The sequence below is a fragment of the Streptomyces beihaiensis genome (genome assembly GCF_026274175.1).
In the GTDB taxonomy this organism is placed as follows: Bacteria; Actinomycetota; Actinomycetes; order Streptomycetales; family Streptomycetaceae; genus Streptomyces; species Streptomyces beihaiensis.
Genome location: NZ_JAPHNL010000233.1, coordinates 14980 through 28404 on the forward strand (window position 1 = coordinate 14980; position 13425 = coordinate 28404).

At 72.7% G+C, this 13425-nt stretch carries 9 protein-coding genes; 2 read left to right on the forward strand and 7 right to left on the reverse strand.

The annotated features are described in order from the left end of the window. Nucleotides 1-28: 28 nt before the first annotated feature. Both OFY01_RS18430 and OFY01_RS18435 read right to left on the reverse strand, forming a co-directional pair. Nucleotides 29-1126 carry a substrate-binding domain-containing protein gene (locus OFY01_RS18430; RefSeq protein WP_266601282.1) on the reverse strand — a complete coding sequence of 366 codons (1098 nt, stop codon included), beginning with the start codon at nt 1124-1126 and terminating at the stop codon, nt 29-31. An 8-nt stretch (nt 1127-1134) separates the two neighbouring features. Next, nucleotides 1135-3792: a SpoIIE family protein phosphatase gene (locus OFY01_RS18435; protein WP_266601284.1), complete on the reverse strand. Its 2658-nt coding sequence runs from the start codon at nt 3790-3792 to the stop codon at nt 1135-1137. A gap of 294 nt (nt 3793-4086) precedes the next feature. Here OFY01_RS18435 and OFY01_RS18440 point away from each other — a divergent pair, with 294 nt between their 5' ends. Together OFY01_RS18440 and OFY01_RS18445 are read left to right on the forward strand one after the other, a co-directional pair. Further along, a complete protein-coding gene (locus OFY01_RS18440) occupies nt 4087-4914 on the forward strand; it encodes a PP2C family protein-serine/threonine phosphatase (RefSeq protein ID WP_266601286.1) in 828 nt (275 codons plus the stop codon). A gap of 53 nt (nt 4915-4967) precedes the next feature. Next, nucleotides 4968-5963: an MASE1 domain-containing protein gene (locus OFY01_RS18445; protein ID WP_266601288.1), complete on the forward strand. Its 996-nt coding sequence runs from the start codon at nt 4968-4970 to the stop codon at nt 5961-5963. Between the two features lie 60 nt (nt 5964-6023). On the opposite strand, the gene OFY01_RS18450 is transcribed toward OFY01_RS18445, so the two are convergent. The 5 genes from OFY01_RS18450 to OFY01_RS18470 all read right to left on the reverse strand — a co-directional run bounded on the left by OFY01_RS18450 (nt 6024) and on the right by OFY01_RS18470 (nt 13413). Beyond that, nucleotides 6024-7238: a beta-ketoacyl-[acyl-carrier-protein] synthase family protein gene (locus OFY01_RS18450; RefSeq protein WP_266601290.1), complete on the reverse strand. Its 1215-nt coding sequence runs from the start codon at nt 7236-7238 to the stop codon at nt 6024-6026. A 164-nt stretch (nt 7239-7402) separates the two neighbouring features. Continuing rightward, nucleotides 7403-8968 (reverse strand): Na+/H+ antiporter, encoded by a 1566-nt coding sequence (locus OFY01_RS18455; RefSeq protein WP_266601292.1) that lies wholly within the window; start codon nt 8966-8968, stop codon nt 7403-7405. Nucleotides 8969-9087: 119 nt separating this feature from the next. Next, nucleotides 9088-11289, reverse strand: a complete 2202-nt coding sequence (locus OFY01_RS18460; RefSeq protein WP_266601327.1) for a glycosyltransferase family 4 protein — start codon at nt 11287-11289, stop codon at nt 9088-9090. A gap of 218 nt (nt 11290-11507) precedes the next feature. Further along, a complete protein-coding gene (locus OFY01_RS18465) occupies nt 11508-13004 on the reverse strand; it encodes a hypothetical protein (protein WP_266601294.1) in 1497 nt (498 codons plus the stop codon). A 130-nt stretch (nt 13005-13134) separates the two neighbouring features. Next, nucleotides 13135-13413 carry a BlaI/MecI/CopY family transcriptional regulator gene (locus OFY01_RS18470; protein WP_266601296.1) on the reverse strand — a complete coding sequence of 93 codons (279 nt, stop codon included), beginning with the start codon at nt 13411-13413 and terminating at the stop codon, nt 13135-13137. Nucleotides 13414-13425: the final 12 nt, after the last annotated feature.

A 13425-nucleotide genomic window follows, 5' to 3' on the forward strand; every position in this document is an offset into this window, starting at 1 on the left:
GTGTCCGGCCCGGTGCGGGCCGCTCGCTCTAGCCCGTGAGTCCGGCTCTGTGGCAGTCCGCCTCGAGCCTCGGGACGCAGATCTGACCGATCGTGTACGCGCCTCCTTTCACGACGGTGTCCTTGATCGTGCCGACGGTCACGGCGACCGGGGTGAGCAGGACGGCCGGCACCGCCTTCCGCGTGCCGTTGTTCACCCGGTCCGTGGCGACGCGGTCGAGACTCTTCCCGCGGGCCGTGGCCACGGCCATCCGCGCACCGGCGTCGGCCTCGGCGGTGAAGGGCTTGTAGACGGTCATGTACTGCTCGCCGCCGACGATGCGCCGCACCGCTTCGAGCCCGGCGTCCTGACCGGTGATCGGGGGCAGCGGATCGACCTTGTTGGCCTTGAGGGCGGCGATGGCACCCGCGGCGAGATTGTCGTTGGCGGCGTAGACACCGTCGATGTTGCGGGGCCGCAGGGCGGCGATGGCGCCGGACATGTTCATGTAGGCGGTCTCGGTCCGCCACCGGAGGGTGTCGTACGCCCTGCTGATCTTTGCTCTGCCTTCGAGCACCGACAGCGCGCCCTTCTTGAACGCGACCGCGTTGGGGTCGGTCGGGTCGCCGTTGATCATGACGATCCGTCCCCCGTCGCCGTGGCCCCGCTCCCGCATGGCCCGCAGCAGCGCCCGGCCCTGGAGCCGGCCGACCTGCTCGCCGTCGAAGGAGACGAACCCCTCTATCGGGCCCCCGGCGAGACGGTCGTAGGCGATGACGCGGACACCCGCCCTGTCCGCCTTCTCGACGGCGGCGCTGAGGGACTTGGCGTCGACGGCCGCGACGACGATGACGTCGACCCCGTTCGTGATCATGGAGTCCATCTGCCGCTGCTGGGTGGCGACGTCACCACCGGCGTCGGCGTGCTCCACCCTGCACTCGGCGCACAGTTCCTTGATCCTCTTCTCCAGCAGGGGCCGGTCGCGCCCCTCCCAGCGTGCCGTGGTGGAGTTCGGCATCAGCAAAGCGATCCTGGGAGCGTGTCCCCCGGTGGCGCCCGTCGTGGTGCCCTGCCCGCAGGCGGCGAGGACCACGACCGCCGACGCCGCGGCGATGGCGACGGCCGTGTCCCTCATGCGGTTCCTCATGCGGCTCCTCATGACGGCGACGCCTCTCGAGGACTCTCCTTCGCGGGCACGACGATCTCGCACCACACCTGCTTGCCGCCGCTGACCGGCGTGGAGCCCCAGGCCGCCGACATCGCCTCGACGAGGAGGAGCCCCCGGCCGCCGGTCGACTCCCAGTCCACGATCACCGGTTTGACGGGGGTGCGCGACGACGTGTCGCGCACGGTGACCCGCAGCCGGTCCCCGGTGAGCATGAGGTCGAGGTGCACGGCGCCCTCCGTGTGGACCAGGGCGTTGGTGACCAGCTCGGAGACGACCAGCAGCACCGTGTCGGTCATGTGCGCCACCTTCCAGGAGCGCAGTGTGCGCGCGGTGAAGCGGCGGGCGTGCAGCACCGCGTCGGGCAGCCGCCACACCGACCAGCCCGCACGGATCGGCCGCACCTTCAGGCCGTCGTAGCGCAGCAGGAGCAGCGCCACGTCGTCCTCGCCGAGGCCGCGATCGCCGAGCACGTCGTCGGCCATGCGGTCGACGTTGGCCGGGTCGGCCGCGGCGAGCGTCGTACGCACACGCAGCAGTCCCACATCCATGTCGAGCCCCGCGGACTCGACCAGGCCGTCCGTCACCAGGGCCAGCGCGGTCCCCGGGGCGAGCACGACGGAGGTCATGGGGAACTCCGACTCCGCCAGCACGCCGAGCGGGGGCCCGCCCTCGACGGCCACCTCCTCGGTGTCACCGTCCGGATGCCGCAGCAACGGCGGCGGATGGCCCGCCCTGACGCACCATGCCTGCCCCTCCTCCATGCCCAGGTCCACGTAGCAGCAGGTGGCGAAGAGGTCGGTCTCCATGCCGACCAGCAGCCGGTTTGCGTGCGAGACGACGACGTCGGGCGGATGGCCCTCCACCGCGTACGCCCTGATGGCCGTGCGGATCTGCCCCATGATCGTGGCCGCGGCGGCGCTGTGCCCCTGTACGTCCCCGATGACCAGCGCCACATGGTTGTGGGGCAGCGCGATGACGTCGTACCAGTCGCCGCCGACCTGTAGTCCCCGGCGGGCGGGCAGATAGCGGGCGACGGCGACCCCTCCGGGCAGTTCGGGCAGGCTGCGGGGGAGCAGGCTGCGCTGGAGCGTCGTGGCGAGCTCCTGCTCCCTGTCGTACGCCCGTGCCCGCGTCAGCGCCTGCCCGACCAGGCCCGCCGTCGCGGTCAGCAGGGACCGTTCCTCCGGGCTGAACGGGTGCGGCGCGTCCCAGCCCACCAGGCAGACGCCTACCGCCCGGCCCCGCGACAGCAGCGGCACCACGGCGAGCCCGCCGGGACCGACCCCCGCCAGGCCCGCCTCGAACGCCGTGCCCTCCGGCCACAGGCTCGTGCGCCGCCCGCGCAGCGCGGCGCGCAGCGTCGGCAGGGCGTCCAGAGGAGCCTCGGGCCACTCCGAACGCCACGCGGCGTGCCAGACTCCGGGCCAGGCGGTGGACTGGGGCGGGTCAAGGACGGTGACCACGAGCCGGTCCGCCTCCAGCTGAGCCAGTGCCAGGCGTTGCGCCCCGAGCGGCTCGCGCAGGGCGGCGACCGCCACCCGGCTGACCTCCCGCACGCTCGTCGCGTCACCGAGAGCGGCCGCCATCCGCCGCACCCGGGTGACCTCGTCGGTGCCGAGCCGTACGGTCGAGCAGTCGGTGACCACGCCCACGACCCGTGCGGGACCCCGCGCGCCGCCCGCCGCCACACGAGAACTCAGCCGCAGCCAGTGCGGCTCCCCGGTGGGGCGCCGGACGCGGAACTCCAACGGCTGTCCTGTGGGCGCCGCCTGCCGGGGTTCGATGACCGACATCAGCGCCGGTACGTCGTCGGGCACGGTCTGCGCCAGCAGGCTCTCCACGTCGCCGTCGAACGCGCCCCGAGGGATGTCGAACAGGTCGAGCATGGCGGCGTCCGCGTCGATGCGGCCCGTGCCGGGCGTCAGCGTGAAGGAGCCCGCGCCGAGGTGTTCCAGGGCCGTGCCGAGGACCGACCCCGCGACGGCAGGACCGCCCCCGGCGCTGCCGGGAGCGGGTACGCCGTCCGTGACGTCGCCGTCCGCCGCGCCCGCTTGCGGGCCGCCGTCAGGAAGCCTCGCGGCCACCTCCTGGGCGTAGAACTCCACGAGGCCGCGCTGCTCGGCGGTGAAGCCGTGCGTGCCCTCGTCGTTGTGGTCCGGCTCGCCGACCACGATCAGGCAGCCGAGCCGTTTCCCGTCCCGCACGAGCGGCAGCGCCCCTTGCGGCGGCTCGCCCGGTGGCTCTCCGCGCGCCTCGCCGCTCGGCGCGTCGGCGGAACTCGTCCAGGAGGCGGCCGGTTCGTCGGATCCCGACCACTGCGGTCGTCCGGAGCGCAGCGCCTCGGCGGCGGGCGACCGGCCGGACGCCACGCAGCTGTCGGGGAGTCCGTGCGGAGCCTGCCGGTCCGGGCCCTCCGGTCCGTGCGGGCCGACGGTCAGGAGATCGACCAGCAGCATGCCGTCGCCGTCGTCGGTGAGCCGGTACAGGGCGGCGAGAGCGACCCCGGCGAAGACCAGGACCTGGTGCCTGCCGTCCGGGCGCGGCGCCTCGGGCCGTGACCCGGCGCCGTCGGCCGTCGGGTCGGCCGCGGAGAGATCCGCCACAGGCAGGGGCGGCCCGACACCGACGCCTCCTTCACGACGCATGGTTCACGCGACCTCCTCGCCGTGCCACGCGAGCCGGGCAGGCGGACCCTGCGGGCGATCGGAACGGACTTTCATTCAATAAATGCAGTAAAAACGGATAAGGGCGAGATTTCCATGCATTCAGTGTGGCACCGGCCGTGATGCCGGTCGAGCGCCCCTCACCCGACCGCCGACCCGTTCCACCCGCTCCGCCGTCGGGCGCCCGACGGAAAACGGAACTATGATCGAGTACGCAGTCTGCACAGAGGCCCTTCAGCGTGACGGCTCATGGCCCGACTTGCCTGGGAGGGGGCCATGTTCCGGCAACACCGTCCCCGTCGGCCGGCCACCGCCGACGACCTGCTGGCCGAACTGGGTCGGCTCACCTCGCAGGCCCTGGAGCGGGCCGAACTGCAACGTGCCCGCATCGAGTTGGCAGAGGCCCTCCAGCGCGAGATGCTGCCGGGCTCCCTGCCCGAAGCGCCCGGACTGCGGACGGCCGCCCGCTACGCGCCCGCACGCTCGGGCCTCGACATCGGCGGCGACTGGTACGACGGCTTCCGGCTCGCGGACGGGTCCCTGGGGTTCTCGGTCGGCGACGTCCAGGGCCACGACGTGGAGGCGGCGGCTTTCATGGGGCAGGTACGCATGGGACTGCGCGCGGTGGCGGCGTTCACCGCCGATCCGGGCGAGGTGCTCAGCCGCACCAACGATCTGCTCGTGTCGATGAACTCCGGTCTCTTCGCGACGTGCAGCTTCCTCCGCTTCGACCCGGACACCCGGGAACTGCTCGGCGCCCGTGCCGGACATGTCCCCACCCTCTGGGCGACGGACGACGGGCGGGGCGGCACCGTCGACGACGAAGGCGGTATCCCCCTGGGCATCAGGGCGGGCGAGCGCTTCCCCGTCACCCGTCACCCGCTGCCCGAGCGGGGAACGACGGTCCTGGTCACCGACGGAGTTCTGGAAGGCCCGGCCTTCCCGATAGAGGACGGCCTCGAGAACGTCCTGAGCATCGTCCAGGACGGCGCGGCCGACGACCCCGGTGACCTGGCGGCCCGGGTCATCGGGGCGGCCGACCTGACCGGACACACCGACGACGCGGCCGTGCTGGTCCTGCGCCACGACGGGGGAGCCACCTGATGCGGCCCCGCCGGCCGGGCACCACGGACACGGCCCGCCGTCCGATGACCGGCATGACGCGCTTCACGACCCTGCGACGGCCGGCGGCGACGGGGCTCACGATCCTCGCGGTCGCCGTCGTGTACGCCGCGACGGGACGTCTGGGACTGCTGGAGCAGGTCGTCGTCGCGGGCGCCCACATCACACCGCTGTGGCCGCCCACCGGCGTGGCCCTGGCCGGCCTGCTGCTCCTTGGCGTCCGGATCTGGCCCGGGATCGCGGTGGGCGCGTTCCTGGTGATGCTGTCTCTCGGGCCGCTGTCCCCCGGAGCCCTCGCGATCGCCGCCGGCAACACGGCCGGACCGCTCTGCTCGTACGCGCTGCTGCGCCGCCTCGGCTTCCGGACCGAACTCGACCGGCTCAGGGACGGCCTCGCGCTGGTCTTCGCGGGCGCCTTCGCGGGGATGCTGGTCAGCTCCGGCGTGGGCAGCATGACGCTCCTGGTCACCGGCGGACTGTCCGCGAGCGAGTTCTGGGCCGCCTGGTCCGCATGGTGGACCGGAGACGCCATGGGAGTCCTGGTGGTCGCACCCGTGCTGCTCAGCCTGCGCACCGTCCGGCCACCGCGGCGAACCGGCCACTGGGGATGGGCCGAGCCCGTGGCGCTGATGGCCGCCACGGCGGGCGTCACCAGCGCCGTCACCAACACCCCGCTGCCGCTGCTGTTCCTCGTGTTCCCGTTGCTGATCTGGGCGGCCCTGCGCACTCGGCTGGTCGGCGCCGCACCCTGCGTGCTCCTGATGTCCGTGCTCACGGTGGTGGCGGCGACCCATCGCCGCGGGCCGTTCGCCGGGCGCGGCATCGTCGAGAACATGATCACGGTCCAGGCCCTCAACGGCGCGGCCGCGCTCACCGTGCTGCTGCTCGCGGCCGTCGTCGCCGAGCGGGAGAACACCTACCAGAAGCTCGAGGAGGCGTGCGCCACCCTCACCGAGCTCGTGGCGGGCCTCACGCCCCGCCGGCCGCCCCTCCACCGTGAGGAGCCCGACGGGCGGGACCGCGGTTGGTGAGTCCCGGCGGACGTATCGGCACGGACGTATAGGCGCGGGCGAGTCGTCGGGGGCGAGCCGTCATCCGGTGAAGACCAGCGTGACGTTGTGTCCGCCGAACCCGAAGGAGTTGGCGACAGCCGCCGACCACCGCCCGGTGCGCCGCTCGCCACGCACCACGTCCAGTTCCACGCGCGGGTCCAGCGTGTCGAGGTTGCGCGTGGGCGGCACCGCGCCGTCCCCGAGGGCGAGCAGAGCGGCCATGGCGCCGACCGCGCCGGACGCGCCCAGCATGTGACCGGTCATCGACTTCGTCGCCGTCACCGCGGCGTGGCCGCCGATCACCCGGCCGATCGCCCCTGCCTCGGCCAGATCGCCGGACTCCGTCGAGGTGGCGTGGGCATGCACCACGCCGATGTCCGCCGGGCTCAGACCGGCGTCGCGCAGCGCTGATTCCATGGCGAAGACCTGGCCCTCCGTGTCGGAGGCGGTGATGTGGCGTGCGCTCGAACCGACCGCACTGCCGGCGAGCACGCCGTAGGCGCGGGCTCCGCGGGCGCGGGCGAAGCCGTCGCGCTCGAGCACCATCATCCCGGCGCCCTCACCCATGACGAACCCGGACCGGTCCACATCGAACGGGCGGGAGACCGTCTCCGGGTCCGCCGACCGTGTCGACAACGCCTTCATCTGGGCGAACGCGGCGAGGGTGAAGGGGTGCAGGCACGCCTCGACGCCGCCGGCGAGGACGATGTCCGCCCGCCCGGCGCGGATCAGATCCTGCCCGAGGGACAGGGCCTCCGCCCCGGACGCGCAGGCGCTCACCGGAGCCCTGGCGCCTGCCTTCGCGCCCAGGTCCATGCTCACCTGGGCGGCGGGCCCGTTGGGCATCAGCATGGGCACCGCGAACGGTGAGATACGGCGGATTCCGGAGCGCTCGAAGATGTCGTCCTGCCCCAGCGTGGTCAGGACACCGCCGGTCCCCGTGCCGATGACCACGGCGAACCGCTCGGGCTCGACCTGCGGAGCACCGGCGTCCCGCCACGCCTCACGTGCGCTGAGAACGGCGACCTGCTCGCCGCGGTCCAGCTTTCTCGCCTCGGGCCTCGGCAGCAGGGAGGCCGGGTCCACGGTGAGCCGGGCCGCGACATGCACGGGCAGGTCAGCGGCCCACTCCTCCTCCAGACGCCGCACGCCGGACTCGCCGCGCAGCAGCGCCGACCACGACGACGGCGCGTCGGCGCCCAGCGGCGTCATCGCGCCGACGCCCGTCACCAGGACACGATCGCTGTGGGGCACACAGCCCTCCTCGAATTGTGCGGATGTCACAGACGGCCTGAGGGGCCGCCCAGTGATCATCTCAGCCTCGAAGTGGGAATTCAGGAGGGCGGTCCACCGATTGAGGGCGGGTGGAATTGTTCATCTACGACAATCAGGTGCGGTGTCGGCCGGACGGGCCCGGCTCACCCTCCGCTGAGGCCGGTCTCCTCCAGGTCGAGGGCGCGCTGGAGGTGACGCCGGGTCGTGTTGCTGATCTCGTTGGCCTCGTACAGGCGCTGGAGCTCGGCCGACTCCACGGCGATCAGCGCACGCCGGACGGCACTGTAGGAGTCGGCGAGGCGCATCGACGGGCCGGTGTCGTCGCCGGTGTCGGCGTCGGCCTGGTGCAGACGCGCCTCCAGGTGGCGGCGGGCCTGCTTGAGCACCGGCTCCGGCGCGGCGTCGGCCGCCTCGTACTGGTCAAGCTCGGCGAGCGCGGCCTGGGCGAGACGGCGGCGGGCCCTGGCCTCCTCGCGGGCCGTGTGCTCCGGCTCCAGGGCGAGGCCGGAGCGGCGCACGACCGGGGCGAGCGTGAAGCCCTGGACGATGAGCGTGAGGACGATGGTGCCGGTGGTGATGGTGAGGATCAGCGCGCGGTGGGGCAGCGGCGCCCCCGAGTCGGTGGCCAGGGGGATCGACAGGGCCGCCGCCAGAGGCATCACGCCCCGTGTGCCCGCCCAGGACAGCACCGCGGGCACACGCCAGGAGATGTGGGAGGTGCCTTTGCGGTACTGCATGAGAGCCGAGAGCGGGAAGACCCACAGCAGCCGGATCGCCAGCACCGTGAAGCCGACGGCGGGAACCCACAGGGGCCAGCCGCGCTCGTCGGCCGCCAGGTCACCCACAAGCGCCGGCAGCTCCAGGCCGATGACCGCGAAGACGACACTCTCCAGCAGGAACACCACCGTGTCGTAGACCGCGTGGATCTGGAGCCGGTTCGAGGCGTTGGTGAGGCGGTGCCCGGTGTTGCCCAGGATCACCCCGGCCACGACCACCGAGGTCACGCCCGACGCGTGCAGCTCCTCGGCCAGTACGTACGACGCGTACGGCGTCACCAGCGCGATCACGGTCTCCAGGACCGGGTCCTCGGTACGTCCGCGGATCAGCATCACCACCCCCGCGACCGCGCCGCCGATCAGGGCTCCACCGCCGCCGAGCAGCACGAACTGGCCCGCGGCCGACGGCACGGAGACCGCCCCGGCGGCCACCGCCGTGCCCACCGCCACCTTGAACAGGACCAGCGACGTCGCGTCGTTGAACAGGCTCTCGGCCTGCACCATCACCTGCACCCGCGAGGGCAGCGACAGCCTGCGGCCCAGCGCGGTCACCGCCACCGGGTCGGTGCTGGCCAGGACGGCCCCGAGGACGAACGCCGCCGGGGCGGAGAGCGGAGTGAGCGCGGAGGCGATCATGCCGACCGTCACGGCGGACGCCAGGACCAGACCGAAGGCCAGGATGGCCACCGGCCGCCACACCGCACGCAGTTCCCGGCCGGAGATCTCCTCCGCGGAGGCGTACAGCAGTGGCGGCAGCACCAGGATGCTGATCACTTGCGGTGGCACATGAATGGGCGGCACCCACGGCACGAGGCCGACCGCCAGTCCGGCGACGACCAGGAGGGACGGGGCGGGCAGACTCCAGTGACGGGCGCCCGTGGCGACGGCGGTGGCCAGGACCACGAGCAGGAGAACGATCGTCAGGCCGGTCATGGGATGTCCCCGTCGGTAGTGGCGCGCGAGCTCTTCGCCGACCAGACTTCCCGGCACTCCACCTGGACCTTATCCGAATTCCGACGGGACTCATACGGCCGTTCGGAATGCGCGCCCTGTCATCGCGGCGCGGCGTCCCGGAGGCTGAGGGCCAGGTCGTTGGTGACCGTGAAGAACGGCTTGGCGCGCGTGGCGCCCCGGGTCGGGTGGGTCAGGGCGGCAGCGGGGACGGCGTCCGTCTTCTTGCGGTCGACGACGTCGCCGCCGATCCGCCCGACCGGGACCGGCGCGCGCGCGGCGTCGAGCCGGAGCCGCAGGTCCCACAGGTCGTGCTCGTCGGTGCGCACGGCGAGCGCCTCCCGGTACGGGATCGCGAAGGTGAAGTGCCCGGTGGCCGGGTCCGTGCGGGTGAGGGGGAGAGTCAGGTCCTGGGCTTCGCCGTGACGGGAGACCGCGACGACGGTCGCCGTGCGCGGCAGCGGAGTGCCGGAGGGCGCGAGGAGCCGGGCGGTGATGACGGCCTGTTCGTACGAGCCGGAGCCGGAGCCGGAGCCTGAGTCCGTGTCCGGGCCGACGACGCGGAGGCCGGTGACCTCGGCGTGGGCCGGGCGCTGCCAGGTGCGCAGGGCCAGATAGCCGTCCTCGGTCGCGTAGGGCAGCCGGGAGACGACCTGGTCGCCGACGAGCAGGGGAGGCCGGCCGACCCGGCGGGCCTGTTCCGCCAGACGGCAGGTGAGCCGCCGACGCCGGTCCGAGGGGGCGCCCCGGCGGATGACGTAACAGTCCCAGCGGCCCTCGGCCAGTTCGTGCCGGTCGGCGGTGAGGGTGACGTGGATGTCGTCGAGGTCCGGGGCGAGGGCCACGTCCGGCACGGGCAGCCGGATCTCGCGGCCCTTCGGGTCGCGGCGCAGCCGGGCCAGGAAGTCCAGCGGCCCCGGGGGCAGGGTGGCGGCGTCCAGATGGACCGTGACGGACCCGTCGGCCGCGGCGCGGGCGGTGGCGACCGGCCGTGTCCGGGCCGGGTTCGCGGGACGCGCAGCCGCGGTTGACGAGGGTGCGGGCGTCGACGCGGATGTCGGCGCGGGCGCCGCGACGGCGGAGCGCAGCCGGGACCAGAGCCTGTCCCGGACGCCCGGCGCCGACGTATCGGCCGTGCGCAGGCGGGCGGCCTGTAGCTGACCGAAGAGCCGCTCGTAGCGCCGGGCGATCGCCGCGGGTTCGTAGGCGGTGGCCCGCTCGCGGGCCGCGGCACCGAGCCGGGCGCGCAGATCGGTGTCGCCGAGCAGCCGCGCCAGGGCGGCGGCGTACCCGTCGACCCCGCTGTCCAGGGGGACGAGCACTCCGTCGGTGTCGTGGCTGATTATCTCGGCGGGGCCGTGCGGGCAGTCGGTGGCGACGACCGGGACGCCGCAGTGCATGGCCTCGACGATCGTCATGCCGAAGGACTCCATGTCGGAGGAGACGGCGGCGACGGCGCCCTTGGCCCACTCGGACTCGATCGGGGAGACGGGGCCCATGAGGAAGACGCGCTCGTACAGACCGAGGTCGTCGATCCGGCCGCGCAGGGCCTTCTTCTCGGGGCCGCGGCCGTAGATCCGCAGCGTCCAGTCGGGGTGTGCGTCGGCGATCCGGGCGAAGGCGTCGATGAGCCGGTCGTACCGCTTGACCGTCACCAGGCGGCCCGCGGCGACGATCACCTTGGAGTCGAGGGCGGCGGGTTCGACGGCGGGCGCGGGGACGCTGTTGGGAACGGCGAGGATCCGGGTGGTCACGTCCGGCAGCGCGGCCCGGTACTGGGCGGCGTCGGCCTCGGAGACCGTCACGAACGCGTCGAGCCCGGCGATGGCACGGTTCTGGTGGCCGCGCAGCGTGGGGTTGTGGGCGTCGAGGCTCAGATGTTCCTGGCCGACACGGACATAGCGGGACTGGCCGTCGCGGGCCAGGTAGCCGTTGAGGTCGGGCCGGGTGGCGATGACGACGTCGGCGTCGGTCTCGCGCAGCCACCGGCCGATGCGCTCGTCCTGGAGGGCGGAGTAGGGCAGGCGGGCGGAGTTCGCGGCGGCGCCGGTGTCCGGGAACATCGTGCACGGCTGCCGGGTGAGCGGGTGGTCGCCCTCGTGGCCAGGAGTGTCCTCACGCATGTCTATCAACGACGTGAGCCGGACCCGGGGGTCGAGCGGGATCGCGGGCTCGTCCAGAACGCGATGGACGCTGACCACCTCGACGTCGTGGCGGGTGGCGAAACCACGGGAGAGGTTCGCGGTGGCGCGGATGGTGCCGCCGATCCCGTAGGCGTTGTTGATCAGGAACGCGATCTTCATCGTGGTGTTCTCCCGGGCTGCCACCTGGGCAGGGTGGAGCCATCAGTCCGAGCCGCGGCAGGAAGTCTTGTCTGGATCTACGCGACCTTACAGGTGCCGCACAAGAGCTTCACATGCGCAGACGCCGATCCGGCAGGGGCGATCGCCGGCGGGGGCACGGGGGCGCCCCCGCCGGCGATCGCCACCGCGAGGTGGCGTCGTACGCGCCGCGTACCGCGTCAGGGGGTGAGCGCTCCGCGCAGCGAACTCAACGGCACGGTGAACAGGACGCGTTCGCGCACCGGATGGTCGGTCGGCCAGTCGCCGTTACTGTCGGCCGCCCACTCGGTCTGGCTCCACACCCGCTGCTGGTCGGGCATGTACGTCATGCCTTCGGAGTGCTGAGCCCAGGTCCGCGCTCCGGTGGTCGAACCGTGCGCGGAGGTGGGGTCGTGCGCGGCGGTGCGCTGCCCGGCGCCGGGCAGCGGCTCCCGCCAGGGGACACCGGCCACCTTGGGGCCCGCCACCGAGTCGGCGGTGTAGAGGACGCGTTCGCCGTTCTCGGTGCGGCTGAAGGTGCCCTGCATGCCCACGATCCCCGTGTCGTACACGTCCATCGGATCGGCGTGCCCCGCGCTGTTGACGGCGATGGGCATCAGCCGGCTGGTCGGGGCGAGCTTGTAGCGCCAGACGCGGGCGGTGCGGTAGTGCTTCGGGTTCGTCGTGACGAACTCGTTGGCGACCAGCGTGTACGGGTTGCTGGAGCGGTCGAGCGCGAGCCCGTCGAAGCACGGTGTGCGGGTGTCGGCGCTGGTGGCCGAGCAGTGGTCGTCGCCGACGCTGTACGAACCGATGGCGGGCCAGAAGTACTGGTAGCCGTGGGCCGAGACCTGGCTGCCGCGCTTGCCGGTCCAGGAGGCGCTGGTGTTGGCACGGTAGATGTGCTTGGTGGAGAAGACGTAGATGGCGTTGTGGTGCTTGTGCTCGTTCGTGCCGCCCAGCGAGCCGGTCACCAGGAGCTTGTCGCCCCACCAGACCATGCCGCCCATGTGGGACTTGAGCGGACGGAAGTCGGTGCCGCCGTTGATCGGGATCACCGGCAGGGCCCACCGGTACCCGAGATAGTGGGTCGAGTCGACGTCGGCGTTGATCAGTGCCAGACGGCCGAGCTTCGCGCTCTGGTTGGCGCTGCCCCACCCGGAGACGAGCACCCGGTCCGTGCCCCACATGCCGTCGCCGTCGGAGTCGCCGGAGGACGTCAGACCCTGCGGCGACCAGTGCTGGGTCGTCGCGTCGCCCTTGTCCCAGCAGTACACGGAGTTCGTCGGCACGCTCGGATACGTGGGGCGGGCGGCGCGCTCGTCGGCGGTGCAGGCCGAGGTGGACGAGCGGTGCAGATGATGATTGACCGCCGAGTTGACGATGGTGTGGATGCTGGAATTGGCGAACGTGGCGTCCATCTTCTTCTGCGAGGGGTCCGGCACGCGATGCACGGTCAGCCGCAGCTTGGCCGCCGCGGCCGCGGAGGCGCGGGTGGCCCTGCCGGGGTGTGCGGCGGAACGGGCGGCCGCGACGGGAGACATGACGGCGGCCGCGCCGGCGCCCTCGGCCCTGGCGCTGTTCGCGGCGGTGGCCGAGGGCACGAGCGCCATCGCCGCGAGCGCCACGGCGGCGACCGCGACGCCCGTACGGGCCGGGCCGCGCCGACTCGCCCTGCTCAAAGAGATCCTGGGCATGCGCCTCATCCTTCAAAGTCCTTGGGAATCCTCGGAAATTCCCTCCTCGCGCCCAATTCGGCGCGGCGAGCAGGGCGTTGCCGAGTGGTCTGTGTCAGTACACCCGGTGATCTGGTGTCAGTACACCCGGCTAGACGTATTCCGCTCGTGCTCGGTTGCCGCCGCCGAGCAGCCGACGCGGCACGTCCTCGTCGCGGCTCGACAGGTCGTCCACGAAACGGCTGAGCACCGACGCGCGGTCCGGCACGGCTTCGAGGTCCTGGTGCGTCCGGCGGGCGGCGAAGCCTGATCCGTCGGTAGCGGGAGCGTAGGCGAAGTCGCGTCCGCGCGGCGTGCGTGTGAGGACGTCCTTCTCGTACAGCCGAGTGAGGATCGTCACGACCGTGCTGTGCGCGAGGCCGCCGGTCATGCCGTCGAGGAC

Excerpts from the sequence above, each read along its gene's own strand:
- OFY01_RS18430 (WP_266601282.1), bottom strand. The coding sequence starts at position 1,126 with ATGAGGAACCGCATGAGGGACACGGCCGTCGCCATCGCCGCGGCGTCG.
- OFY01_RS18435 (WP_266601284.1), bottom strand. The coding sequence starts at position 3,792 with ATGCGTCGTGAAGGAGGCGTCGGTGTCGGGCCGCCCCTGCCTGTGGCG.
- OFY01_RS18440 (WP_266601286.1), top strand. The coding sequence starts at position 4,087 with ATGTTCCGGCAACACCGTCCCCGTCGGCCGGCCACCGCCGACGACCTG.
- OFY01_RS18445 (WP_266601288.1), top strand. The coding sequence starts at position 4,968 with ATGACGCGCTTCACGACCCTGCGACGGCCGGCGGCGACGGGGCTCACG.
- OFY01_RS18455 (WP_266601292.1), bottom strand. The coding sequence starts at position 8,968 with ATGACCGGCCTGACGATCGTTCTCCTGCTCGTGGTCCTGGCCACCGCC.
- OFY01_RS18460 (WP_266601327.1), bottom strand. The coding sequence starts at position 11,289 with ATGAAGATCGCGTTCCTGATCAACAACGCCTACGGGATCGGCGGCACC.
- OFY01_RS18465 (WP_266601294.1), bottom strand. The coding sequence starts at position 13,004 with ATGCCCAGGATCTCTTTGAGCAGGGCGAGTCGGCGCGGCCCGGCCCGT.
- OFY01_RS18470 (WP_266601296.1), bottom strand. The coding sequence starts at position 13,413 with ATGACCGGCGGCCTCGCGCACAGCACGGTCGTGACGATCCTCACTCGG.